19 protein-coding genes are annotated in these 26389 nt (G+C 63.6%); 6 read left to right on the top strand and 13 right to left on the bottom strand.

The genetic code is table 11. From position 1 onward, the window contains the following. Positions 1-90: 90 nt before the first annotated feature. The gene (locus JS541_RS02015) at positions 91-987 is read left to right on the top strand and encodes a hypothetical protein (protein ID WP_240539197.1); all 897 of its coding nucleotides are present in this window, start codon (positions 91-93) and stop codon (positions 985-987) included. A gap of 776 nt (positions 988-1763) precedes the next feature. Here the strand turns inward: JS541_RS02015 and JS541_RS02010 are convergent. The 3 genes from JS541_RS02010 to JS541_RS02000 all read right to left on the bottom strand — a co-directional run bounded on the left by JS541_RS02010 (position 1764) and on the right by JS541_RS02000 (position 6494). Beyond that, a complete protein-coding gene (locus JS541_RS02010; protein WP_214372685.1) occupies positions 1764-3593 on the bottom strand; it encodes a DUF4012 domain-containing protein in 1830 nt (609 codons plus the stop codon). Positions 3594-3825: 232 nt separating this feature from the next. Next, entirely contained in the window at positions 3826-5883 is a 2058-nt protein-coding gene (locus tag JS541_RS02005; RefSeq protein WP_214372683.1) for a PH domain-containing protein, read from the bottom strand. Beyond that, positions 5883-6494, bottom strand: a complete 612-nt coding sequence (locus tag JS541_RS02000; RefSeq protein ID WP_214372681.1) for a PH domain-containing protein — start codon at positions 6492-6494, stop codon at positions 5883-5885. The genes JS541_RS02005 and JS541_RS02000 overlap by 1 nt, the downstream gene beginning before the upstream one ends. A gap of 175 nt (positions 6495-6669) precedes the next feature. Between JS541_RS02000 and JS541_RS01995 the strand changes: the two genes are divergently transcribed. Together JS541_RS01995 and JS541_RS01990 are read left to right on the top strand one after the other, a co-directional pair. After that, on the top strand, positions 6670-8208 hold the full coding sequence (locus JS541_RS01995; protein WP_214372679.1) for a CPBP family intramembrane glutamic endopeptidase: 1539 nt from the start codon (positions 6670-6672) through the stop codon (positions 8206-8208). A 188-nt stretch (positions 8209-8396) separates the two neighbouring features. Then, a complete protein-coding gene (locus tag JS541_RS01990; RefSeq protein WP_214372677.1) occupies positions 8397-9566 on the top strand; it encodes a diguanylate cyclase in 1170 nt (389 codons plus the stop codon). A 194-nt stretch (positions 9567-9760) separates the two neighbouring features. On the opposite strand, the gene JS541_RS01985 is transcribed toward JS541_RS01990, so the two are convergent. The 5 genes from JS541_RS01985 to JS541_RS01965 all read right to left on the bottom strand — a co-directional run bounded on the left by JS541_RS01985 (position 9761) and on the right by JS541_RS01965 (position 17931). Further along, positions 9761-11722, bottom strand: coding sequence for a glycoside hydrolase family 2 TIM barrel-domain containing protein (locus tag JS541_RS01985; protein ID WP_214372675.1), 1962 nt, complete (start codon positions 11720-11722; stop codon positions 9761-9763). Beyond that, complete coding sequence (locus tag JS541_RS01980; RefSeq protein ID WP_214372673.1) at positions 11604-12551, bottom strand: sugar-binding domain-containing protein; 948 nt, start codon at positions 12549-12551, stop codon at positions 11604-11606. The genes JS541_RS01985 and JS541_RS01980 overlap by 119 nt, the downstream gene beginning before the upstream one ends. Positions 12552-12877: 326 nt before the next feature. Next, positions 12878-13372 (bottom strand): inorganic diphosphatase, encoded by a 495-nt coding sequence (locus JS541_RS01975; protein WP_214372671.1) that lies wholly within the window; start codon positions 13370-13372, stop codon positions 12878-12880. A gap of 357 nt (positions 13373-13729) precedes the next feature. Further along, entirely contained in the window at positions 13730-16009 is a 2280-nt protein-coding gene (locus JS541_RS01970) for an alpha-1,4-glucan--maltose-1-phosphate maltosyltransferase (RefSeq protein WP_214372669.1), read from the bottom strand. Positions 16010-16488: 479 nt separating this feature from the next. Continuing rightward, on the bottom strand, positions 16489-17931 hold the full coding sequence (locus tag JS541_RS01965) for an MFS transporter (protein ID WP_214372667.1): 1443 nt from the start codon (positions 17929-17931) through the stop codon (positions 16489-16491). A gap of 396 nt (positions 17932-18327) precedes the next feature. Here JS541_RS01965 and JS541_RS01960 point away from each other — a divergent pair, with 396 nt between their 5' ends. Together JS541_RS01960 and JS541_RS01955 are read left to right on the top strand one after the other, a co-directional pair. After that, the gene (locus JS541_RS01960) at positions 18328-18987 is read left to right on the top strand and encodes a histidine phosphatase family protein (RefSeq protein WP_214372665.1); all 660 of its coding nucleotides are present in this window, start codon (positions 18328-18330) and stop codon (positions 18985-18987) included. A gap of 152 nt (positions 18988-19139) precedes the next feature. Next, positions 19140-20171: a hypothetical protein gene (locus JS541_RS01955; protein WP_214372663.1), complete on the top strand. Its 1032-nt coding sequence runs from the start codon at positions 19140-19142 to the stop codon at positions 20169-20171. A gap of 76 nt (positions 20172-20247) precedes the next feature. Here the strand turns inward: JS541_RS01955 and JS541_RS01950 are convergent, their stop codons facing one another. From JS541_RS01950 to JS541_RS01940, 3 genes are all read right to left on the bottom strand, one after another. Beyond that, positions 20248-21033 (bottom strand): ABC transporter permease, encoded by a 786-nt coding sequence (locus JS541_RS01950; protein ID WP_214372661.1) that lies wholly within the window; start codon positions 21031-21033, stop codon positions 20248-20250. Between the two features lie 95 nt (positions 21034-21128). Further along, positions 21129-22205 carry an ABC transporter substrate-binding protein gene (locus JS541_RS01945; protein WP_214372659.1) on the bottom strand — a complete coding sequence of 359 codons (1077 nt, stop codon included), beginning with the start codon at positions 22203-22205 and terminating at the stop codon, positions 21129-21131. A 795-nt stretch (positions 22206-23000) separates the two neighbouring features. Further along, on the bottom strand, positions 23001-24065 hold the full coding sequence (locus JS541_RS01940) for a nucleoside hydrolase (protein ID WP_214372657.1): 1065 nt from the start codon (positions 24063-24065) through the stop codon (positions 23001-23003). A gap of 170 nt (positions 24066-24235) precedes the next feature. On the opposite strand from JS541_RS01940, the gene JS541_RS01935 reads away from it, so the two are divergent. After that, complete coding sequence (locus JS541_RS01935) at positions 24236-25288, top strand: LacI family DNA-binding transcriptional regulator (protein ID WP_214372655.1); 1053 nt, start codon at positions 24236-24238, stop codon at positions 25286-25288. On the opposite strand, the gene JS541_RS01930 is transcribed toward JS541_RS01935, so the two are convergent. Further along, positions 25285-25836, bottom strand: coding sequence for a DUF6036 family nucleotidyltransferase (locus JS541_RS01930; protein ID WP_214372653.1), 552 nt, complete (start codon positions 25834-25836; stop codon positions 25285-25287). The two genes, JS541_RS01935 and JS541_RS01930, sit on opposite strands and share 4 nt — an antisense overlap. Next, the gene (locus JS541_RS01925) at positions 25827-26378 is read right to left on the bottom strand and encodes a helix-turn-helix transcriptional regulator (protein ID WP_274608024.1); all 552 of its coding nucleotides are present in this window, start codon (positions 26376-26378) and stop codon (positions 25827-25829) included. Before JS541_RS01925 ends, JS541_RS01930 begins: the two co-directional genes overlap by 10 nt. Positions 26379-26389: the final 11 nt, after the last annotated feature.

The raw sequence follows: 26389 nt of genomic DNA, 5'->3' as shown, positions 1-26389 counted from the left end.
TTCCTGAGTCTTCGTTACGACGAGACTTCATGTCACCAAGAATCGTTGTTACCATTAAAAGTTGTGACGTGTATTCGAGAAGGGGCGAATATGGCAACACTGGATACTGATGAGCTGGCAAAGAAGACGATGGAAACCATCACGGTGCTTGCAAAACTTCCAGTGGTGCGTGTGGATAGGGATGCTTTTCTGCGCAAGCAGTTTGCGAAGTCTCCTTATCTTGATCAGATACTCGAAAATGGTCCGCAGAGCGTGTATACGCCTGATTCTCTGAGAAGAAAAGCAGACAAGGTCATCGCGGCCAGCACCAATAGTACGTCGTTAACCTCATTCATTGCCGGGCTTCCAAGCAATCCAGTCACCATGGTTGCTGCCGGCGGCGGTGACATTGTGCAGTATTTCGGTTTTGCTCTTAACATGGCGCAAAAATTGGCGTATCTCTTCGGAGACGATGATCTGTTTTCGAATGATATCGATGAGTTGTCCGAGACTACGCAGGCTCGTGTGATTGCATATCTGGGTGCCATGCTTGGAGTTAGCGGCTCTGCTGCGCTGATTCTCGCTGTTTCTAAAAGAGCAAGTGCAAATATCGGGAAGAAAGTCGCCGGAATGGCTTTGACGAAGACCTTCTGGTACCTTCCCATGAAAAAGGTCGCTGCCCTTATCGGAAGCAAAATCACCAAGCAGACCATTCAGTCCGCAGTGACACATGCTGTTCCGGTTATTGGCGGCTTTGTGTCTGGCAGCATCACCTATTTCACGTTCAAGCCGATGGGCAAACGTTTCGCAGACATGCTCGTTCGTAGAGCTAAGGGTGAATTGACCGATGAGGATGATCTTGAGCTCAATCCTGAGTTCAAGGAACGCCTGCAGCAGGAAGATCCCGATTGTCGCTTCGAAGATGGTAAGTCCGTATCTGTGTTGGGGATAACAGTGGATGAACAAGATCTTACGGATTCGGAGCCTAGTCCAGAGACAGCTGAATAAGATTTTGAGGTTGCCTGTTCGACGACGATCATGAAGCGTAAAGCCGCCTCCCAAACATGTCGGGAGGCGACTTTTACGAACTGGGCAACGTCCAGCTTTATCGCGAAACAGTCTACCGTAAATCTGCTTTCTGGGGCAACTTGTCTGTGGTTTGCAACCGGGGCCGTTTTGTGGATAATCCCTTGTGTCGTGCAGAGATCATGGATGATCGATAACGGCTACTTGCGCAATCGATGCATTTTCGCGTCGCGGGCGCGCGGGCTTGGGCCTGTAGACAGTACTGGCAGCTTGCCGGGCGCAGGATGCCTTGCGTTTCGGCAAGCCGCCAATGCGGGGAAGGCTTCGGGCGTCAGCGCTCGATGCCGTATTCGGCGTACATGTAGGCGTCGTACTGGTCGTCGCTGTGATGCGCGTTGCTGTGATGCATGTTCTGGTGATTGTTCTGTGCTTGCATGATCATTCCTTTGCTCAACCTCTATCCATAACAACATCCGGTTTACCGCATCCGTGTTTCCGAATGATGTGTGGCAGGCCACGCGCAGGTGAACTTGCCTCGGCGCGCAGTTGAACGCCGGCGCCGAAGATCGAGGGAATGAGGCGTCCGCGCCCTCGTGCCGTCCTCGTTCGCGGTCCGGGCTGGCTCGATTGGATCCCGACCAAGCCGGCTGCGTCCGACCGCATCCCATACGAAACCGTCCACACAAACGGCCGTGCCCTCCTCCCAACGGGAAGAGGGCACTTGACTTGGTCTGCCGCCGGTCACTGCCGGAGCTGGATCACTTGCTGATCGTGCACGCGGCGGTGTCGGTGGTGATGCCGGAGTCGGTCCAGCCCATCGGCGTCTGGTCGATGGTCAGATCGGAAACGGCCTTCGTGGACGTGGTCACGTCGAACGAGTAGGTGACGGTCTCGCCGGGGTTCAGCGTGGCGAGGGAGACGTACACCGTTTTGCCGTTGAGCGATTCCTGCTGGCTGTCGGTCACCGAACCTTCGCCCGAGGTCTGCAGGTTCGTCAGCGTGCCGCCGGCCGGCGCGTAGATCAGCATCTTCTCCACGCCCTTGCCGTGCTGGTCCGCGTTCATACCGCGGATGTAGTCGGGCAGCGACCAGACGAGGCTGCTGTCGATCGTGTTCGTCAGCGTGTACTCCACGTGGTAGGTCTGCGATCCGTCGCCGTTGCACGACGCGCGCGTGATCTTCGACGTGCGGTGGATGTACCAGCCCATCTTCGACGGGCTCTGCTCGTTCACGTACACGCCGACCGCCGGATGCTCCTCGCTGCTCGGGGTGGACGCGGTGAATCCGGCGTTGCTGATGGACTGTTGCACGGTTTCGTCGAACGAGTACATGGAGAAGTGGCGGCCGGAAGCCATCGTGCCCATCATCTGCGCGACCTTGGTGAGCTTGATCAGGTCGAGGTTCGAGAACATGTTGCCGATCGTCTGCTCGGCCACCTGTTCGAAGTACCAGTCTGTCTCCGAGATCGGATAGTCGATGTACACCGTGTTCAGCAGGAACTCGGCAGTGTTGTCGCCGGTGAGCACGCGGCCGTCGGACAAGGTGATGTCGCCGTTGATCTTGACCAGTTCCTGCAGGAACACCGGGTCGATCATCATCACGCCGTCCAGCTGGGTCGCGCTGCCCCACGGCGTGCGCTGCCAGATCGCCTGCATGCCTTCGGCGACGCGGGACGTGTCCGGGTAGACGGCCAGATCCTGCATCGCGAACGACATGTGCAGCGGTCCCCATGTGTTGAAGATGCGGTACTCGTCGTTGGTCGGATCGCCCTTGCCGTACGAGATGTACTCGGTGTTCGCGCGGAAGTCGCCGACGCTGATCTTGCCGTTGTCGGTGGTCACCACGCCTACGGAGCCGACCAGGCCGCCGGACGAGCGCTCCTCGGACGTGGTCATGGCCATCAGCGCGTAAGTGCGCGGCTCGTCCGCACCCAGGAAGTCGGGGAGGATCTGGAAGGTGCTGGCCAGCTGGTCGACCTTGTCGGCCATCTTGACGAGCTGCGTGTTGCCCGAATCGTAGGCGCTTCTGATCTGGGCGATATGTGCCTCGGGCAGCTGCTGGTACTTCTTCACCTGCTGCTGCAGCGACTTGCTTGCGGACGTGATGCTCTTCTGTGCGTCCAGGATCGGCTGGATGTTCAGCTGGCCGTCGCCGGTGCTGAGGTTCGCGCTCTTCAGCGTGGTCAGCACGCTCATGAACTGCGGCACCGAATCGTTGACCAGCGTGTCCACCACCGCGGTCATGCCTTGCACGGTGGTGATGTCGTCGCCGTATGTCGGGATGTTCGAGGCCAGATTCCACAGTGCGCCGTGGGTGATGACGTTGGCGGCCGAGGTCTCGGCCTGGGCCTGGGTGACCTTCTGGTTGACCTCGTCGATGTTGTTGAGGTTGCTCAGGTCGGCGATGTTGCCGAGCAGCTGGATCGCCTGCTCCTCGTGGGCCTTGACCTGCTGGGCCTCGGTGTACAGCTTCCAGCCGCAGGCGCCGGCCGCAAGAACCGGCAGCAACACCACCAGCAGCACCACCCACGGCCAGACATGCCGAGTACGCACTTCCGTCGTAGTGTGTTTCGCCCTGTGTTTGCTCATGAGTGTCCCTGCTTCCGAATCGCACGGTCATATTCGTTCTCTCGCGTCGCGCGCGTGCCGATCGCATGATCGAGGCTGCCGGGCCGACGCATCAAACGACTATTATGCCTCGGCGGTCGGAACAGCGGCGTCGAGCCGCCGCCTTCTGCACATACCGCACATACCTGCGTGGTCGTTCGGGATCGCGGAGGCATGTTTCATGTGGAACTGTTTCACGTGAAACGATGTGCGGTTATCTTTGCGGATCGCCTTCGGTCCATGCGGCGATGCGGTCAGCGTCGGCTTGTCGGATGAACTGAAACCGCAGTTCGTCGGACCCGGTGGTGACGAACAGCGGCATCAGTAGCGTTTCAACGCCGCGCGATTCGCGCCACAACGCCGATTTTCGGATGATCGACTGTACGCGCGATCGACGGGTGACCAGCGTGAGTCGTGTCAGTCCGGTCGCGCCGGTCACCGCGATGCGGTGGGAACAGAGAGCGGCGGATGCCGGGACATGATGGCCGCCGCCCATATCTGCTGCGCTTGTATCGTCGGGCGAGGTGCCGCGTCCGTCTTCCGACGGGGCCGGCGCGTCCGCGGTGCCCATCGTGCCCATTGCGTTCGGCGCATCCAACAGCGCATAGCCGTCGACCTGTGAGCGCAGCCATCGACTGGCGGCCCACCGCGCAAACATCAACGCCACCGCAATCACCGCCAGCCAGGCCCACCATCGCCCAACCCAATCCATCGCCAACATTATCGCGATCGTCGCGGCGATCGCAGCCAGACCGGACACGATCGGCAGCGTCACGTAATATCTGGTCAATCCGCGGCCCGTATGCCGGATCGGACGATCAGCGGCGTCGCGCACGTCCCACTCCGGCAGCATCGCGCGCAGGATCGCGGTCACCCGGCGCGTGCTCACGACCGGCAGTATGTTCGACGAATCGTTGTTCTCCTTCGCGTCGTCACTGCTGCCGGCCGCCGCGGAACTCAGGCCGAGTGTGACCGAACACAGTCCAAACGGCTGGCGCAACAGCGACTGCCGGACGGCGATCGTCTGGATGCGGCTGACCGGCAGTGTGACGGTGCGGCGCGTGAACAGGCCGCGCACGACGACCAGATCGTCGCCGCGACGCCACACCTCGAACCCGTAGAACCGCAACAGAGCGGACGCGATGCTGACGATCATGAGCGCGATCACGCACGCCAGTATCAGCAGGATGATCGAGAGGATGCCCTGCGCGACGATCGCATCGACCGACTGCGTGGCCGTGCGCATCCACGCGCGAGGGATGAGATCGCTGACCCGGTCGAAGGCCGCGTAGACCGCCAGCGCGGCGGCAAGGAAGCCGAGATCGGTGACGGCGAACAGGAGTATGTCGCGGATGGAAGCGCGGAAAACCGGGCGATTGGCGGTTGACTGCGGGGTTGCGGTTGACGATATCGGTGCGGGGGCTGCGGCCGGGCTGGTTGACTGTGTGATGCGGGGTTGCGGGGGAGAGATCTCTCCGCTCGCTGCGCTCGGTCGAGATGACAGATTGGTGGTGTTCGGCTGGGATGACAAAGAGGGGGCGCTTGACTGGGATGCGCCGTCTAGCTGAGACGACAAGTCGACGACGTTCGGCGAGGACGGCCGAAGATCGTCGGTACCGCGGTTCGCGCCATCCGCGCTGGTCGGACGCGTGACCGCGGAATCGGCATCGCGCGCGGCGCAGCTGGCGGCGCGCAGCTTCTCCAGTTCGAGTTGCAGCGCGACCGGCACCGCGTCGAGCGTGATGTCGGCGTCCGATCCGGCGGCCGTGATCGTCAATCGCACCACGCCGAACGGCTGAAAGTATACCGGCGACGCGCTGTTGATCGCATGAATCGCACCGTATCCGATCGTGCGGTGTTTGCGCGAGAACAGTCCCGTGCGAAACTCCAGCGAATCCGCACCCAGACGGTAGCGCGTGGTCAGCCATTGCATGGCCGGCGGCACGACCGCGAGCGTCAGGATGAGCGCGGCGGCGCCGACGAGGATCCACTGCGACCATCCGTCACGGATGATGCGGTAGCCGACGATGGCAAGAAGGATGCCGATCGTCGATTTGAGCGATCGGATCACGCCGACGATCAGCGCGGCCGGATGCAGCATGCGCCAGTCGTCGCCGCGATGCCGATCATCGGGGTCGTGCGTATCGCGGCTGCCGGAATCATGTCGGTACTGATCGCGCTGGTCGTTCCGCTGGGTGGCCGGCAGCGCGTCGTCCTGAGCCGTCACCGTGCCGTCCGGCGGTTGCAGCTGTGCGGTGTTCGTCTCGCCCATCACAGGTCCTCCTTCGCGACGGCGACTCGTTCGGTGATCAGCGTCGTCACGTGTTCGGCCTCGGCCGAATCCAGCGAGGCGATCTCGTGTGCGGTCGCGGCCGTGTGGATCACGATCGTCGTCAGATCGAACTTGCGCAGCAACGGTCCCTGCTTCGTATCCACGTGCTGCACGCGGTTGTACGGTACCGTGACGGTCGAGCGGAACAGCCATCCCGTGCGGACGCGCAGGAACCGGTCGCCGATCATGAACCGGTGGAACGCGTATTTATAGCGCGTCTGCAACGGCTGCGACGCGAAATCGAGTACGTTGACCGCGGCGATCAAGGCGATGATGACCGGCTGCCAACGCCACCAACCGTTCATCCAGCAGATCACGGCCGCGGCTGCGCATCCGGCAAGCCAGAGGGCGCATTGCAGCGCTTCGCCCGCCAGCCACATGCGTTGGATGCGTTCCGGATACGGCTGCCATGCGGCGGATGTGCGGGGTTCCGTGTCGGGCGGGCTGATTGGACTGGCCGGGCTTGTTGCGGCGACGGCTTCGGTCGGATTGGGCGCCCCGGCCGCGCCGGCCGGTTCGGCGTGAGACGTGTCGGTCTGCGAGTCGTTCATGGTGGTCCCCTTCGTTGGCGTACGTATCACTGTATGCGATGGGGCGCATCGCCGGCGCGACCGGTACGCGCGTGTTGGCCGGCGGCGGCGTGGGCTGAGCGAATCGGCCGATTTCTCGTCAATATCTGTGGGCATAGTCACGAATCGTTCAGCAAACACGGTTAGGCTGAGCCGCATGAGCATCAACGAACCTCAACCGCAGGACGACCTGCCGGCAAGCACGCAATCCGAAACGCCATCGCAGGCGTCGACGGAACCGACCTCATCTTCCACGACGGCGACGTCCGAACATTCGGCCGATACCTCGCAGACCCAACCCGCATCGCCATCGTCTTCGGCCGCATCGTCGCCTGAGCAACTGGCCGATATCTCGCAACCCCAGCCGGCATCGCAGCCTCTGGCTCCGGAACAACCGGCCCAATCCACTCCGCAACAGCCGCAACCCGGCCAATATTATCCGCCGCAACCGCTGCCGCAGGGCGCGTATCCGCAGTATCAGGCGGGCGTGTACCAGCAAGCTCCGCAATCGCAGTATCAGCCGCAGTCATTCCCGTATCCACCCCAGCCATCGCCGTACCAGCAGTACCAGCCGTATCAGCAGAACGGTCAGTATCCGCCGCGGCCGGGTCAGCCGCAATATCAGCCGCAATACCAGCCGTACCCCTACGCGCCCTACCCGCAGGCCACGCCCGAGCAGATCCGCCGCCGCACCCTGCGCAAGGCCGTCGGTCGCCCGGCCGGCCTGATCCTCGCCTATCAGGCGGTCTTCACCGGTGCGAGCATCGTCGCCGGCATGATCATGGGCGTGATCGCCACGATCGAACGCGTTGCCGGATCGCGCCTCGCGAACACGCCGTCTGCCGAGAACTTCCGGCAGATCGAGCAGGAACTCGCGCAGAATAGCGTGCAGTGGGTCGGCGTGCTGAGCCTGATCTCGGTCGCGGTCGGCTTCCTGTTCATGCTGCTCATGCGCCACCGCACGATCCTCACGCGTGCGTTCTGGCTTGGCGATCCGACCGCCCCGGCCGGCCTCAACCCGAACGAACCCCGCGCGCACATGCGTCCCGCATGGTTCGCCGCGTTCGTCGCCCTCATCATTGGCATTCAGGGCGTGCTGCAACTCATCCAGATCGCGTTCGCCGCGCTCGGCATCACCCTCGCCTCGCCCACGTCCGACAGCATCGACGAGTCGGCCGTCACCATCAGCATGTGGCTGTACATCGGCCTGATCGGCCCGATCGTGGAGGAGACGGTGTTCCGCGGCGTGCTCATGCGCGAGCTTCAGCCGCTCGGCCGGAACTTCGCGATCGTCACGTCGTCGCTCATGTTTGCGCTGTTCCACGACGACGTGGTGCAGGGCACGTTTGCGTTCTTCTGCGGTCTCGTGTTCGCGTTCGTGGCGATGGAATACTCGCTGATCTGGTCGATCGCGCTGCACATTTTCAACAACGCGATCCTCGGCGGCGTGCTGTCCGAGTTCGCGGCGAGCTTCGGCGACACGGGCAACATGGTGTACGGCGTGGCGCTGCTGGTCGTCGGCATTGGCGGCCTGATCTATGTGCTCGTGAAATACGGGTGGGGACTGCGCGAGTACCGGCGCGTGAACCGGTCCGCGCCCGGCACGTACTGGGGCTGGACGTCGGGCTGGTTCTTGACGTTCGTGATCCTCAACGGGCTGTTCGCGCTCGTCTCGTTCGCGGTGGCGATGGCGTAGCCGCGTTGGAATGCGGTGCATGATACGGGCCGGTGCCGGTTGGTGCCGGCCCGCTTGCGTTGCGAGGCCGGTTACGCAGGCTCATGCCGATCGATGGCCGGCTGTGCCGCGTGTACGTTGCGGCCGTGTTTTACAGTGGAAACTAACCGTTTTGATATCCCTGCCGATTGCGACCGTTGGAGAGAACCATGACTGATTTCGAGCCGTTCTATGACGTCAACCTGAGCTACGACGACAACTATGCGAAAGGTCCGTTCGGCGCGTTCGCCGCGGCGCTGGCCGATGGCGGCGCCGGTGATTCGGCCAACGATGCCGAGGCCCAGGCCGCCGCCGGCACCGTCGACTTCCTCGGCCATCAGGTGAACCTGCCGTTCGGCATCCCGGCCGGCCCGCTGCTCAACTCGCGGTTCACCACGGCCGCGTTCCGCATGGGCTTCGACCTCGCCACCTACAAGACCGTGCGCTCGCGCGCGTGGGGCTGCAACCCGTTCCCGAACGTGCTCGCCGTGCATCCGAAGGCCGCCGACGGCTCGCTCACGCCGGGCAGCGCCGAACTCGACGAGGGCGTGCTCGCCGACACCCGTTATGAGCAGCCGATCTCCATCTCCAACTCGTTCGGCGTGCCCTCGCGCGACCCGGACGAATGGCAGCCCGATATGCGCCGCGCCATCGAAGCCGCCGGCCCGGGCCAGCTGCTCATCCCGAGCTTCCAGGGCTCGCGTGTGGAGGGCATGACCACCGACGACTACATCGCCGACCACGTCGCCACCGCGCGGCTCGTCACCGAAACCGGCGCCGACTTGATGGTCATGAACACGAGCTGCCCGAACGAGGGCCACAACCGACTGCTGTGCCACGATCCGGCGCTGGTCGGGCGCATCACCGAGGCCGTGAAGAACGAGATCGGCGACCGTGCGCTCGCGATCAAGCTCGCATACATCCCGCCGACAGAGGTGACCGGCGGCTGGGGGCCGGAGCGCACCATCGTCGACGATTCCGCGCTCGAGTTCATGGTGCGTGAGACGGCCGCGCGCGGATCGGTGCAGGCGTTTTCCGCGATCAACACGATTTCCGCGCGACTGGTCGATGCCGACGGCCGGCAGGCGCTGCCGGGCGCGGGCCGCGATCGCAGCGGCGTGTGCGGCCGTGCGATCCGCCACGCAGGGCTTGATATGGTGGCGCGTTTGGCCGCGATCCGCGAGAAGCTCGGGCTGGACTACACGATCATCGGTCTCGGCGGCGTGGTCGCACCCGAGGATTACGCCGCGTACCGCGCGGCCGGCGCCGATGCGGTGATGAGCGCCACCGGTGCCATGTGGGACGCCGATCTCGCCCGCAGGATCAAGGCCGCCCGCTGATCTCCGCGAGTCCATAGCGGAGACCGTGACGGCCCTGTGCCTTTCGCTGGCAGAGTGCTGATCAAGCGTTTTCTGCCACTCAGGAAGACGTGTGGCGGTTGTCGCTCACCGAGACTGCCTCGGTGAGCGACAACCGCCACACGATATCAGCGCTATATAGGGTTTTATAGGGTTTTATAGGGTTTGGGATGGGGCTATCCCTGCACGACGGCGAACACGGTCTGCGTGCCGTCCGGGGCGGTGATGACGGCCGTGTCGGACGGGGTCAGGCCGGTCGGCAATGTCGCGTAGAAGTCGATTGTGCCGGAACCGTTGAACGAGAACGCCTCACGCCACTGTTCGGGCGTGATCTCGGGCAGCGGACGGTGCGCGATCATCCGGTGCTCCTCGCGGTCCAGCGAGAATCCGCTGTCCGGCCGCGCCCACAGCGACCACGGAACCAGCGCGCCGTCCGCGATCCGCTCGCGACCATCATCGGTGCCGTCATCCGCGATGCCGTCGTTCGCGCCATCCGAACCCACGATCCGTCCGCCGGTCGTCCGATCGCCGTCCGCCAGCCGCGTCCAGATCACCTGGTCGGCATACACGTTCCCATCGTCACCGTCACGGTCACCGTACGCCCGGATCGTATACACGCCCGGCTCATCCAGCAGTCCGTCCACCGTGAACACGCCGTTGCCGAGCGGCCGTGCGTCGTGGCGCACCGCCGCATCGCCGTCGTGCGCGACCGACAGCCACACGCGGTCGAGGTTCGAGTACACGCGCACCGTGCTCGGCCCCTCCTCGCGCGCCACGTACCGCCGCGACGCGATGTACACGAACGGGTCAAGCCGGTTCCAGTTCGCCTTGTGCAGGTAGAACGCGTCCTTCTTCACGTGCCGGTCCCACGTCACGAGGCCCTTATTGTTGATCTCGAACCGTCCCGCCTCGCTCGGCCGGTGATCCACGCCGAAATCGAACATGTTCCACAGCGACGTCGACCACAGCCAGTCGTGCGCGTTGATGTACGCCAGCGCCTCCTCATGCTGCAGCGACTGGTATTCCTCGGGCTGCCAGTAACTGTTCGGCCGCGTCTTGTGCGCGTTCGGATGCAATTCGTGCTGGTCGACGCTCGCGCCCGTGCCGTACTCCGACAGGCCCAGCGGACGGTGTTCGATCGAGCGTTTCTGCTCGATGAGCGCGCCGAAGCCGGGCTGCGAATACCAGCCGGGGTACATGTTCCACGAGATGATGTCGCTCGCCCAGTCGCCGCGCGAACTGGCCGTTTCGTCCTGGTCGGCGGCCTGCGTGGTGTAGCGGGTCGGGTCCTCGGCGTGCGCGAGATCGTCGAGTTCGCGCGACAGTTGCGGCATCGCGATCCACTGGTTCGCGGTGTTGTGGTTGCCGACCTCGTTCTGCAGGCCCCAGAAGCAGATCGACGGGCGGTTGCCCTGCTGGCGGATCAGCTCGGTCAGCTGCTCCTTGGTCACGTCCGCGAAACGCTCGTCCTCGCCGACCCAGTCGATGAACGGGATCTCCGCCCACACGACCACGCCGTTCGCGTCGCACAGGTCGTAGAAGTAGTTCGCGTGCGGGTAGTGTGCGAGACGCAGGTAGTTCACGCCCATCTGCATGATGAGCGTGAAGTCCTCGAGGTGCTGCGCGTCGTGCAGCGCGTTGCCGAGCCCCTCGCGGTCCTGATGCCGCGTGACGCCGCGCAGCGGGTGCGAGCGGCCGTTGATGAAGAAGCCGTGGTCCCGGCTCACGTGGAACCAGCGGTAGCCGACCTTGTCGGTGACCGAATCGAGCGGTGCGGTGGTCGCGGCGGCGTCGGTGGCCGTTTGCGGTTCCGTACGGTGCGCCGACGAATCGTAGTCGATCAGTTCCATGCGAACGTCGTACTGATACGCGACGTCGTCGTTCGCCGCGCCGCGCGAGTAGTCGATCGGCTGCCACAGATGCGGATCGGCGACTTCCAGCGTGACCTTGACGTGACGGCGTTCGTGCGGTGCGAGCGTGACATCGATGACATCGCTGGCGACAGTGACATCGTGCGCATCATCGGACGCATCTGTTGCACTCGCGGACGCAGCCGTCGCATTCGTCCCGCAGTCCGTTGCGTTGCCCGGCGCGACGATCGTCGTGCCGGGCGAGCACGCGGCGTTCGCGATCGGCATCGTTGACGATGTCCGCATGGACTTCGGTCAGGCCGAGATGATCGGGCCGGTCGACCGACCCGCTGCGGCCGGCGTTCGGCGTGACGATGCGCAGTCCGGACGAGCCGCGGTCGTCGAGCGCAAGATGCACGTCGGCGGTCTGCACGAGCCGTGCCGGACGGTAGATGCCGCCGTAGAAATTGAAGTCGGCGAACAGCGGGGCGACGCGCAGGTCGCGACGGTTGTCGACGCGCACGGCGATCACGTTATCGCCAGCATGCAGCGCGTCGGTCAGGTAGAACCGGAACATCGCGTACCCGCCGAGATGCGCCGGATCGCCGGTGTCGCGCGCGACGTCCCGCGGATCGGAGCCGAGCGGGGCGAGCGCGTGGCCGTTCACGTACAGCGACGTGACCGAGTTCACGCCGTCGAACTCGAGATACGTGCGCCTGCCGGGGGAGACGATGATGGTTCCGGGCTTGGCGGTCGCGGCCTTGTGGACGTTCGTGTCGTTGTCGGCGACGACGTGCAGATGTGCGCGATACCAGCCGACCGTGCGGTTCATGTTGCCGCGCACGCCGTCGTTCGTGTCACGCGCGTTCCAGGTGTGCGGCAGCGTGACCGGCTCCCAGCCGGCTGCTTCCGAATCGTCGCAGTCGGGTGCGGCTGCGGCGGACGGCTCGAGAATATCCTCATCCCCGTGCCCGCAGGCGAACCGCCAGCCGAGATCGGCGAGGTCGACGACCGTACGCTCGGGTCCGTGATTGAGCGCCGCGGTGCCTCCGGCATCGCGGACATGATAGCGGCTGGTTTCGGTCTGCGCGAGCGGGATGATACGTGGATGCGTCATTGGATTGCCCCCGGTATATGTATCGATAATCCACATCGATTCTACGCCGGAAGCGGATACAAAAAGGCCCCCTCGCCGATAGGCGAGGAAGCCTACATGCCATCTTGGTCCCCTCGGTTGAGGGGCTGTCAGCAAAGCTGACTGGGAGCGTCAAGACAGGGAAATCACTTCTGCGAAGCGGCGAGACGCTCGCGCGCTTCGACGATTTCCTTCTCCGCCACGATCCTGCAATTATGGACGGCCTGCGGCCGGCTCAATGCCGGCTCAGCCGCTGTCGCGTCTTCGCACGTGGCTGCGGACAGTTCACTGAACTGTCCTGACGGAAATCACTTCGCCGCGTTCGCGAGACGCTCGCGCGCCTCCTTGATTTCCTTCTCAGCCACGTCCGCACCGGTCCAGTAGTCGCCCGGCTTGACTTCCTTGCCCGGCTCGAGGGCCTTGTACTGCTCGAAGAAGTGCTTGATCTCGGCGAGGTGATACTCGTTGACGTCCTTGACGTCCTTGACGCCGTCGTAACGAACGTCGGCCGGCACGCACAGCACCTTGTCGTCGCCGCCCTCTTCGTCCTCCATGTGGTACAGACCGACGGCGCGGCACTCGATGACGCAGCCCGGGAACACGGAGTTGGTCACCATCACGAGCGCGTCCAGCGGATCGCCGTCCTCGCCCAGCGTGCCCTCGATGTAGCCGTAGTCATCCGGGTAACCCATAGCGGTGAACAGCTCGCGGTCGAGGAAGACGCGGCCGGTCTCCTGGTCCACTTCGTACTTGTTCTTGGAACCGCGCGGAATCTCGACCACGACGTTGAAGGTTTCTGCCATGTTGTTCTCCTTGAGAATCGACAGTTGTATTGACATGCACCACAATACCGCGTTCCGTGTATTGCGAAAACGGCCGGCTGATCGCCATGAGCGACGGTGTTTTGGAGGGAAACGGGCGCTGGGGATGCAAAGAGAGTCCGGTTTCTGATAGAACGTGCGGTTCCCTGGCGGGAAACGGACACTGAAGATGTGAAAAGCGTCCGTTTCCCGCCAAGATCTGTTGGATTCTAGTGGGAAACGGACGCCGTTGCTGCCGGGGGAGGCATGCCGGTTGCGGATGCTCCGGGGATGGCTACCTAACCGGTTTCGCAGGTTTCGCGGGCGGGAATAATCCCCTGGAGCCGACTCACCGCCGAATTAGCGCACGACGGTGAAGACGTGCGCGACGTCGGCCCACGGGGCCAGCGAGACGAAGTTGTCCCAGTGCCACTCGAACTCGCGGCCGGTCAGCTCGTCGCGCAGATGCGCGCCCTTCGCCGGATCGACGCCGAAGTCGGTCATCTCGAAGTGCACCTCGTCCTGATGCGCGTTGTGGCCGTCGAGGTTCACCACGACGATCAGCGTCTCCGCCTTGCCGGTGCCGGTCAGCTCGGCCGGCGTGTGGCGCGCGAACGCGAGGATGTTCTCGTCGTGCGTGCGCAGCAGGCTCAGGTTGTGGTAGCTGAACGCGGCGGCGTGCTCGCGGCGGATGCGGTTGAGCGAGGTCAACAACTCGGCGATGCCGTACTTGTCGGCCTGCGCCCAGTCGCGCACCTTGACCTCGTACTTCTCGTTGTCGATCTGCTCCTCGAAGCCCGGACGCTGCTTGTTCTCGATCAGCTCGAAGCCGTTGTAGATGCCCCAGCTCGGCGAGCCCATCGCGGCGAGCACCGCGCGCACCGCGTGGCCGGCGATGCCGTTGTCGCGCACGTAGGCGGTGAGGATGTCCGGCGTGGTCGGCCAGAACGTGTTGTGCTGGTAGTAGCCGTCGTCGCCGTTCGTCTCGAGCAGGTACTCGGACAGCTCCTCCTTGGTGTTGCGCCACGGGAAGTAGCAGTGCGACTGCGTGAAGCCGACGTAGCTCAGCGCGCGCATCATGCCCGGGCGGGTGAACGCCTCGGCCAGGAACAGCACCTCCGGGTGCTTCTTGGTCACGGCCGCGATCACGTCCTGCCAGAAGCGGACCGGCTTGGTGTGCGGGTTGTCGACGCGGAAGATCGTCACGCCCGCGGCGATCCACAGATCCATGATCCGCTCGACTTCTTTCTCGATGCCTTCCATGTCGGCGTTGAAGTCGATCGGGTAGATGTCCTGATACTTCTTCGGCGGGTTCTCGGCGAACGCGATCGTGCCGTCAGGCTTGGTGCGGAACCAGTTCGGATGCGCCTTGACCCACGGGTGGTCGGGCGAGCACTGCAGCGCGAAGTCGAGCGCGATCTCGAGGCCGAGCTCATGGGCCTTCGCGCACAGCGCCTTGAAGTCGTCCATCGTGCCGAGCAGCGGGTCGACGGTGTCGTGACCGCCGAGCTCCGAGCCGATGCCAAACGGCGAACCCGGGTCGTCCGGGCCGGCGATCAGCGAGTTGTTGCGGCCCTTGCGGTTGGTTTCGCCGATCGGGAAGATCGGTGGCAGGTACACGATGTCGAAGCCTTCGGCCTTCGCGCGTTCGAGGCCGGACACGGAAGTCTTCAGCGTGCCCTGCACGATCTTGCCGGTCGTCTGGTCGACGTACGCGCCTTCGGAGCGGGGGAAGAACTGGTACCATGCGGCGAAGCTGGAGGCCGGACGCTCGACCTTGAAGCGCTGAGGCGCGCTCGGCGAGATGCCGTCGCGCAGCGGGTTGGACTCGTGCAGCGCCTCGATCTGAGCGTTGTCGGCGGCGGCGAGACGGTCGGCGGGCGCAAGCGTGCGGTCGGCCGCGGTCTTGGCAGCCTCCTTGAGCAGCTTGCGCTGTTCGGCGTCGAGGCGCGCGTCCTTGGTCACGGCCCAGCGGGCGAGCAGTTCGGCGCCGGAATCGAGCGCGTTCTCCACATCGTCGTTCACTTCGACCTTGATGCGGGCGTCACGCAGCCACGAGGCGTACGTGTCCTCCCAGCCTTCGATCGTGACGGTCCATTCGCCCAGCTGGCGCTTGACCGCGGCGAAGTCGGGATCCCACGGCTTGACATCGGAACGCTCGCCGCAGGTCAGCTCGACTTCCCAGCGGTCGAGGCCAGGGTTGGTGCAGGTCATCGGCACGCGGGCCATCTCCTTGCCGCGCGGCCCACGCACGACGGCGGTTGCGCCGACCTTGGTGCGTCCCTCAATGAACACCTGCGCGGTGACCTTGAACGCCTCGCCCAGTTCGACGCGCGCCGGGAAGATGCCGCGCTCCTCGGCGGGGGTGATGTCCATGACGTTGATGCGGCCGAACTGGCCCGGCTCGGTCACCGGGATCGACTGCGCCGGGGTCTCGCCCACGAGGCCCGGGATGGCCGCCTTCTGTGCGGCGGTCTTGGTGGTGGATTTGCGCGTCGTCCTGCGCGTGGTGGTCTTGGCGGCGGCGGTCTTGCCGCTGGCGGTGCGCCGCGTGGTCTTGCGTGCGGGCTTACCCGCCTTGTCTGCGTCGACCTGTTCGGTCTTGGTTTCGGCCGTGGGATTGCTCGTTACTTCAGTCATATTCAATCTCATTCTCTATAACAAGTGGCCGTAGTGATGTACTGCCATACCTGACATTGTATGACCGGCATGGAACCGCGCAATATCGCGGTTTTGCGTTCTGGATAATCGGTTGCGCGACGGTTGCGAACGGATTACGTAACGTTGACAACTACGTATTATTGAGATAGATATACTCGAAATATGATCAATATGACTGACGTATGCTGACATCTACGGTGATGTCAGCATACGTTTGTGATGGCTGATCGATGACTGATGTATATATCTTTTCGACCGAGCGCAGCACATTCCCGTATTTCGACCGAGGCGAGGTTTACTCCCGTCATTTCGACCGAGGCGAAGCCGAGTGGAGAAATCTTCCGAAGGCGTTGTCCGGTAAAAGATTTCTCCGCTCGCTGCGCTCGGTCGAAATGACAAAATATGCGCTCGGTCGAAATGACACGGTGGGTGGTGCGCTCGGTCGGGATGTCCGTCGATCACACGCTCACGGTGGTGAGCGTCGGCGTCTCGGTGCTCGACTTGATCTGCCTGAAGCCGATGAACGCGATCGCCAGCGACGCCAATGCCAACGTGGTCACCACGAGGAAGCCGCCGTGCGATCCCATCCGGTCGATAAACTGGCCGGCGATCGCCGAACCGACCGAACCGCCGATCGAATTCATCGCGCCCATCCACGCCATGCCCTCGGTGAACCGCGTCGGCGGCACCAAGTGCAGCATCAGCTGGTTGCCGTTCACCCACGTCGGCGCCTGGCACACGCCGATCAGCAGGTAGATGATCATGATCACCCACAGGTGACGCGCGAACATGAAGCAGCCGATGCCGAGGTTGACGACGGTCAGACAGAAGTAGAAGCGCTTCCACAGCGGGATCGTCCAGTTCTTCGCGCCGTAGACGAGCGCGCCGACCAGCGAGCTGATCGAGAAGCACGCGAACACGAACCCGGTGTACTGCTTGAGGTTCGACTCGGTGGCGAACGCGACGATCGAAATGCCGGCCGCCGACTGGAACGCGCCCAGACCGAACCACGTCACGCACACCGCGATCAGGCCCGGTCCCCAGATCGACTCCTTGTGTCCGGCGAGCGCGTCGGCCTGCGCCTGTTCGACCGCCGCACGCACCTCGGCGTCCGACAGTCCCTGCGCGACCGCGCGGTTGCGGGCCGCCTCCACGACCGCTTCCGCCTGCACGGCCTTCGCGCGCGCCGCCTCGCGCTCGCGGTACTGCTTGCGGGTCATGCCGGCCTCGCGCGCGAGCACGGTCTGCGACTTCGGTTCGGTCGTCAGCTCCGTCAAGAACATCAGCGCGCCGACGAGCACGCACACGCCGGTCACCGAGAACGCGAGCAGGCCGGAGATCACGGCCAGCGTCGAGGCGAGCGGATTGCCGATCACCCACATGCACTCGTCGAACACGCCCGACAGGCTCAGCGCGCGGTTCGTGCGCTCGCGGTCGCCCTTGAGCAGCGTCGTCCAACGTTGGCGGCTCATCGCGCCCCACGGCGGGATCGCGGCCATGAACGGTACGATGCAGTACAGGATCCATTCGGGCACGCGGTTGGTGATGCACGTCACGAGCGCGGTCGACGCGATCATCCACACGATGATCGTCGGGATCGACACCTGCCGCTGGCCGAACTTGTCGACCAGTTTGCCGAGCACGGGGGAGAAGACCGCCAGCGCGATCGCCTGCACGGCCGTGAGCGCGCCGGCCAGCGAATAGTTGCCGTAGTACTGCTGCACGGAGATCGTGATCGTCATGCCGACCATCGGGAACGGCATGCATGCGATGACCGAACCGACCGCGAACCGGGCGGTATGGGGTATGCGGAGCAGCTCCGCGTACCCGCCGAAGAGTTTATGGTTAACGTCCTTGATCGCGCTCACGATCTGGTTCGGATGGTGATTGGCGGTTGCCATAGCCGCTCCTTTCTGCTCACGGGTGGGTAGTGGGGCCGGTCGTCGTTTTGCGTCGCGGCGGCCGGTCGTGGTCGATTGTCGTCGGCCGTGGATGTGCGGGCGCACGCCGGCGCAGCGTTGATTACCGCTTGGTAGATTGAAAGGACTCGGCTTCCCCGTCTCCCCCGCGGCAGGTCACTGCGTCATGTTGCCGTGCCTTGGGTCAGCCGTGCGAATGCATGCGTTTTGCTGTTCACTTATGCAGTCATGGATACTCTAGAAGTTCGCCTGCCGCGACACGCGGCGTCCCCGATCATTCATGTTGAATAATTGATGGAGAACCGCACTCGCGCTGCGACCGCGCGTCCCGCGAACCGCCGCGCCGCAGTCAGCCAGCCAACCCGAAGGAGCCGCACGATGACCGCAACCACCATCCACTTCGTCCGTCACGGCAAGGTCTACAATCCCGGCCATCTGCTGTACGAACGCCTGCCCGGCTTCCACCTGTCCGACCGCGGCCGGCGCATGGCCGAGGCGACCGCGCACTATCTCGCCACCAACCCGCAGACCAACACGATTGCCGCGGTCTATTCGTCGCCGCTCGAGCGCACGCGCGAAACCGCCGGCGCGATCATCGACGAGCTCAACGTCGTGCGCGCCGACCGCGGCCAGTCCCCGCTCGAACTGCACACAGACCCGCGCGTGATCGAGGCGGGCAACGAATTCCGAGGAAAGCGCATCGGCCACGGCGAGGGCGCGCTGTGGAAGAACGGCAACTGGAAACTCGTGCTCAACCTGTACCGGCCGAGCTGGGGCGAGTCGTACCGTTCGATCGCCGCACGCGTGGGCGAGTTCGCGCGCGAGAAGGTGCGTGAGCATCCCGGCGAGCAGATCGTCGTCGTCAGCCACGAATCGCCGATCTGGTCGTACCGGCACCTGCTCGAGACCGGGCATCCCGAACACTGGATGTTCCTGCGGCACACCGCGCTTGCGTCCGTCACGTCGATCACCTACGACTGCGAGAGCGGCGATGTGATGTCGATCACGTACGTCGACCCCGCAGCCGACGTGCAGTAGCGCGATAATGAGGATGATGACTGTTGCACGCCCCTCGAATTACAGGGCGGGCATTTCCCTCCCCTGATGGGGAAGGGTGGCAGCCGAAGGCTGACGGGTTGGGGTCGCACCCGCCGATTGGCACGATACCGTGCATATGCAAAGGAGCGAATATGACTGTTTCCCTTGATTCCGCCGCGGTCGCGCGCGTCGCCGCGCTGCCTGCCGTGCGCGAGGCGGCCGAGGCCGGGGCGCAACTGGTCGCGCTGTGGCCGCTGACCGACGCCAAGCAGATGGACAACGACGCGAAATACGCGGAGAACCTGCAGGTGCGGCTTACGCGCATGATCGCACGGATCGTGACCGGTGAGGACGTGACCGTGCCCGACGCCGAGTTCGTGTACGAAGGCGCGGACGAGATTCCCGGACGCCCGCAGTCGATCGTGGACGCGCTGCTCGCCGCGAACGACGCGTACGACACGATGATCGACTACCGCGACGCGCACGATCCCGACGTGCTGTTCGACGCGGTTCGCGCGATGGGCGTCGATTGGCCGGAGACGACGGTGGATGCAGTGCGCGATGCGTTGCCGATGATCGAGCGGGCGATCGCGGGTGAGCATGCTGGTGCTGGTGCTGGTGCTGGTGCTGGTGCTGGTGCGGCTAGTGTGTCGGAATCGAGCGCCGATGCCGGCAAGGCTGGTGATGGCGCGTCCGACGCCGATGCCTCCGGCGGAGTGGCCGATGCGGGAACGTCCGGCGTGCTGGTCGACGGACTGGCGACGCGATTCGCCGAATCGCTGGTGATCTGCGACGGTCTGCTGTCGATTGTCGAGCGGACGGCCGGTGATGCGGCCGGGGACACCGGTGATGCAGTGGCCGCGCAGCTGCCGATCATCCTGTTCGTCAACGAACTGCGCGAACAGACCGCAGTGCCGCGACTGTACCTGAGCGACGACCAGTATCGCGCACTGCTCGACGCGCGCGCCGGTGCGGCGGATGACGGGACGTTGGACGCGACGGCCGGCGTGATCGCGCCGATCGCCGCCGCCGAGTGGAAACGCCACTACGACGACGTGACGTGGGATCCGGAGGAGGCCAAGCGCCGCGCCAAGGAGGAGGACGAGCGCAAGAACAAGGAGGCGCTCGCCGCCAAGTTCGCCCATATTAAGGACGACCCCACCAAGCCCGAAGTGGAGCTGTAGGCCGCTGATAATACGACGGTGCCCCGCACAGGAATCGTGCGGGGCACCGTCGTATAGGGCGATCGACCGGTTGCCGTCACTCGCCTTCGGAGTTGTCGTAGACGGTGTCGTCCTCACCGAGCGTGAGCCATTCGATCAGCGAGATCACGCCGAGCAGCACGGCCGTCTCGACGATCACGACCACGGTGGCCGAGAAGATCAACGGCGTGCGGAACGAGTTGAACGCGGCCTGCAGCCAGATGCCGAGACCGTTCATCGCGCCGAGGTATTCGGCGGTCGCCGCCGTGCCGAAGATGTACGCGGCGGCGATGCGCACGCCGCCGAAGATCTGACGGGCGGCCACACGCATCTTCACATGCCATAGCGCCCATGCGCGGGTCGCGCCGCAGGTGAGCGCCACATCCTCATAGAACTGCGGCACCGCGGCCAGTCCGCGCGCGGTCTGCACGGCGATCGGGAACACGCCGAACACGGCGACGATCACGATCTTGCCGAGCGGCTCGAACCCGAACCAGATCATGAACAGCGGCGCGACGGTGATGAGCGGGATCGTCTGCGCGGCGACCAGCAGCGGATAGACCGCGCGGTGCAGCGTCTTCGACAGGTACAGTCCGATGCCGATGACGATGCCGGCGACGATCGCGACCGCGAAACCGACCAGTCCCTCGTACGTCGTGATCGCGGCGGCCGTCATCAGATCGGGCCAGGTGCGGATCATCGACGCGACGATCTGACTGGGCGCGGCGAGCACGCGCTCGGAGACATGCCCGAGCCGCACCGCCAGCTCCCAGACGATCAGCAGACCGCCAACCGTGATGGCCGGCGGAGCGATGACGCCGAGCCAATGCCTGAGATTACGCATTCGATTCCTCTTGCTTGCCATTGTCGTAAGAGCAGGTCTGCCTCGTGATCGTCGAACTTGGGACTGGCCGGCGGACCTTACCGCTTGCGGGCGCCTCAGGCCACGTATTCGTTGGTGGCGAGGTCCTTGGCCTGCGGGGCTTCGGACGGGTCGTTGTCGTCCGCGTCCTTGTAGGTGCCGGCCTTGTACTGGAAGTCGAGGTACGGCTGGGCCTCGTCGAAGTTCACGGTACCGGGCATCGACTTCGGGTCATCGGTGGTCCAGATGTTCTGGTCGACGATCAGCTTCATGGACGCCTTGGCGAGCTTCGGATCGATCTGGGCCTCCTTGGCCGTGTCGACCAGGATGTCGGCGGCGTCGTCCGGGTGGGCCAGTGCGTAGTCGTAGCCCTTCTTGGTGGCGGCGAGGAACTTCTTGAGCGCGTCGGCGTTCTTGGAATCCTTGAGCCAGGAATCCTTCACCGCGAAGCCGAGCTGGTCCGGGTTGCCCGGAACGCCCCAGTCGGAGGCGACGAAGCAGTTGAGGGCCGGGCCGTTGAGCTCGCTCTCCACGCCCTCCCAGGTCGCGTAGAATCCGGCGAAGTCACCCTTGCCGCTGGTCAGCGTCTCGAACGTGTTCGTGCCGGCCGTCGCGGTCTTGAACTCGCCCGTGCCGCCCGCGTACTTGATCATCTGCGAGACGACGGCGCTCTGCTCGGCCGAACCGAAGCTCACGAACGTCTTGCCGGATAGGTCCTTCGGGGTCTTGATGTCGGTGCGCGAGGCGAGCGCGCACCAGCGGGCCACCTGCTTCTGCGTCAGGTCGAACACGAACTTGAGGCTGGAGCCCTGCGCGTTGAACGCGGCCACGTTGCTCAGCGTGGTGAAGCCGACGTTCGCGACGCCGTTCTCCACGCTGGATTCCGCGCCGGCCTGCGCGGTCGGCAGGATCTTCACGTTCACGCCGGCGTCCTTGTAGTAGCCGAGCTTCTGCGCCACGTACAGGCCGATGTGGTTCGTGTTCGGCGTCCAGTCAAGCATGAACGAGACGGTCGGCGTCTCGGCGGAGCCGCCGTTCTTGGTAGTATTGGAGGCGTCGTTCGAGCTGCCGCACGCCGCCATCGTGAATCCGAGCGCCACGGCCGCGGCTGCCGCCACGATCGAACGCATGCCCTTCTTGATCTCAATCCTCATCTTGTCACCTTGCCTTTCGCGCGGCGTTCCGCGCTTTCGTTGCGGTCTGGCGCGCGCCGCGGGAAGGTGAGGAGCCCGCGCGAGACATCAGACCGTCGCATCGACGTCACCGGGCCGCCATGTTTGATGAACACGAGAAACGACCCCGGAAATGGGTTATACGGACGATGCTGTTTTCGTATGATGCAGGCGCGATTGCTGCCACCAATCGCGCGAACGACCCCAAGTATAGGCGAGGTGCTCGATCGGCCCGGCCGGTGCTGGGATGCGTTGGATTTTGTTCCGTGACCGCTTGCCGTTGGTGAACGGGACCGCTGGTATTTGGGATGGTTGGCTTGTGCCGATGGCGGTCGGATGGGGCTGTTGATCGGTGTCGGTGGTCGGTTTGAACGACGATTGCCGATGCGTTGGCGCGGGATGCTTACTGTATGGCTGATATCGGTTGACCGTTCGTGAAGAGTTTGTGAGAGCGCTCACATTTTTCGTGTCGAATGTTGGTTCGAGTTGCGCAAATGTGATGTTTTGTGATAGTTTTATTCCAGTTACCGATAATCTCCCGATGAGGTGAGTGAATCGGTTAATATAAGTCAAGACATACGATGGCGTACGATTAAGGAGCAACACCATGAACAACGAACCGAACAACCGCGATGCACGTGACGACGAGTCCCAGGACTGGAGCGCACTGTTCGCCGGACTGTCTGCCTGAGTTCCGTATGAACACGGGGCGCGCAGGGAACACGAGGGCCGCACATCCACCGTCGGATGTGCGGCCCTCGTCATAGTTGATGCTTGTCAGTCCCACCCCTGCCAGCGGCGGAACAAGGCCAGCTTTGCGAACAGGTCTCCGAACAGCAGCCGGTTGTCGACCTGCGTGATCACGTGGATGCCGCGCCCGGCCAGCGCATCCGCCTCGCTCACCGGCTCCACGCCGACCGGCCGATCGTCGTCGTCCAGCGTCGGACGCGCGATCGTGATCCACTGGCTTGACGCCGGTTCCCGATCCCACGGCGTCAGCAGGGCGGTCAGGCTCACCAGCGGCGAGTCGCCGAGGCAGTACGCGCCGGTCGGCCGCGTCCAATACCGCTCGCCGTGCAGCCGGATGTTGTCGATCTCGCCGCACAGATACCTGCCCAGTTCACCGCACGGCAGTACGTGCGCGGCCAACTCCGCGGTCGAGACGAGGCACTGCCGGTACGCGTTGCGCGGCACCTGCCACAGCGGGAACGCGCAGTTCGTGAGCAGCATCCGAGCCGCGATCGGGTCGATCTGCGCGTTGTATTCCTTGGCGAGCCGGCCCAGCGGCGCCTCGCCGTACCCCGGATACTCCTGTCCGCCGATCCACACGACCGTCATGCGCTCGGCGATGCGCGGTTCGGTCAGATACGCGCTGATCAGATCGGTCACGCCGCCGCCGGCCACGTAGAACAGCGGCAGATCGGTGTCGTCGCGCATCGCCTCGCGGATGATCGCGTCGCGCGCGGCGCTCGGCCGCGGCGTGTGGTCGTCGGCCAGCGGCAGCTCGGAACCAGCGACGAGCGCATCGTCATAACCGGTTAAGCCCAGCAATCCGAACAGTTTGCGCACGCGGGCCGTGCCGTGCGCGACCGTGTCGCCGGATGGGTCGATGAAGTCGCCGTTGCACAGGTGCGAGACGACGATCAGCCGGATGTCAACCGTCTCGCACAGCACATGGTGCGTCAGCTGGAACAGATCGTCCGGATCGCCGGCGAAATCATTATCGATGATCACGCGGCAGGCCTTGGGGCGTTGCGTCGTGCCGCCGTCCGTGCCGGTCTCGCCGCCCAGCCACGGACTCGTATTCAATGCCCACGTCTTCGTTGGCCGTTCGTCTGCCATAATGATCGCTCCTTTATGCAACACGTTTCCCGTATCCGTTTTGTACAACGATGTAACTACGAGTATAGTGGTAATCCAGTTGACTACGCGGAATGTGTGAAACATTTGCGTTCCAACTTGTGGCGATGACGCCGTGACCTTGACATTGAACGGACGAGATTGGAGAGTAAATGGTAACTCGGTCTTCCACCAGTGATCATGTCGTTACGATGCGTGATGTCGCCAAAGTGGCTGGCGTGTCGATTAAGACGGTTTCGAACGTCGTCAATAACTATGAGTTCGTTTCCGATGCGACGCGAACGAAAGTGCATAAAGCCATCGACGACCTCGGTTATGTGGTGAACGTGTCTGCCCGCAACCTGCGCCGCGGCCGCACCGGTATCATCGGACTGGCGATTCCCGATCTGCAGATGCCGTATTTCGCGCAGCTGTCGTCGCTGGTGATCGAGGAGGCGAAGAAGGTCGGTCTGCGCGTGATCGTGGAGCCGACGCTGTACTCGCGCGAGGGCGAATTCGATGCGCTGCTCGGCTCGCAGCAGACCATGATGGACGGTTTGATCTACAGCCCGCTGGAACTTGGGCTTGATGATGTGCAGGATCTGACTCTCGACTATCCGATGGTGCTGATCGGAGAACGGATTTTCACGGAACGATTTGACCACATCGCCACGGAGAACGTGGAGGGCGCCAAGCGCGCCACCCAGTATCTGCTGCAGACGGGTTGCCGTCGTGTCGCCGTGATCGGAACTCATCCCGGGGAGACGATTGGATCGGCTGGGTTGAGATTGCGCGGATATCGGGAGGCCTTGGAAGAGGCCGGTGTGGAATATGACGCAAGGCTTGAGTCGCCGTCGCTGATGTGGCACCGAAACAATGGCGTCGAGGCAATGGATAAGCTGCTGGACTCCGGCGTGCGGCCGGACGGCGTCGTGGCGCTTAACGACATGCTCGCCTCCGGCGCGATGCATGCGATCCAGATGCGTGGACTGCGCATCCCCGAGGATATTTCGGTGGTCGGCTTCGACAATTCCGATGATTCGCAGTATCTGTCGCCGGCGCTGACCTCGATCGCACCTGGGCTTGAGGCGGTGGCGCGGCTGTCGGTACGCGTGCTCAACGAGCGCATCGCCGGTCAGAACCCGCTCGGCAATCCAACCGACGCTCCGGTCTTCCGCAAGGTCTCCTCCAGCCTGGTCGTCCGCCAGTCCACCCGCTCGCTCTAGCTTGTCGCTGTTTGGCGAGCCAGTTCCGCCGCCCGATCTTCGATATCCTCCATGAACAGCTCTTGTGATCCGGCTGACCCACCGCCGAAATACTGGTGCACGATGTTGTCGATATCCATCCAGTTCCTGAGATGCAACGCATTGAATAGTACTGCGGCGTCGTCCAGATCCTTCTGGCTGCGTCGGTCACTCATGGCTTTCATGGCGAGCAGATACCGTTGTGAGGCGAATCGGATGGTGAAACCGGCGCGGTCGAAATATGTCACTGGAGCATCGTCTGCATGGATTGGCAGCACATCTCGAACCTGCATGTTCAACCATTGGCGGTCTACGCCGGCATGATGCGATGCGATGGATTCCGCCAACTCCTTTATCTGGCGGTAAGGTTGGAAGACCGAATCCACGTCATGGGTCGCTCGCAGATCAGGGTGGTGGAACATCATCGCGCATCCGCCGTATATCGTCATGGTCCCCGAAATGCCGTGCGCCACGCAGGATTCCGCCAGCTCGTCGATCAGGGACATGAGTTCGCCGCGGGTCATTTCCATTGAAGTTCTCCTTGCGGTAGATAGACGTTGTATGCGAGGAAGTCCGGGTCGGGTTGTGTGGCGGAGCGGTAGATCTTGCGCAGGGGAGTCCATTGAACGGGGAGCCTCAGGTCTGATTCGGCGAGTCCGTGCGCGTTGGGCCAGTGCTGTTGGCGGTAGAGGCCGGCCATAAAGGCTCGCCATTCCTTGTTCGGCAAACGTTTGAGCACGGTTGAAAGATCTTCGAGTGCGTGTGCGGGACTGGCTGAGGAAGATTCCAACAACTCCCTCATGCTGGCCGATATCGGCGGCCAGGAGTCGGCATTGTCTCGACCGGCATAGGAATTGATCGTCTTGATAAGGTCTTCCATGCGCAGCCCGCACATGTCGAGCGTGACCTGTTCCAATGGGCTGAGCGTGATCTGGTAGCCCAGATGCTCCGCAGCGGTCGTGATCTTGCCGAACGCCGGGTCGATGCGTCCGTTCAAGGCGCGTGAGATCAGTGATTCGCTGAGTCCGGTGGCGTGAGCCAATTGCGCCGCGTTCATGCCGCTGCGTTGCATGAGCTGTCGAA

It is taken from the genome of Bifidobacterium sp. SO1, assembly GCF_018555335.1.
Lineage (GTDB): Bacteria > Actinomycetota > Actinomycetes > Actinomycetales > Bifidobacteriaceae > Bifidobacterium > Bifidobacterium simiiventris.
Note: the sequence above shows the minus strand (reverse complement) of the source record. Positions and strands in the feature narration are given on the sequence as shown.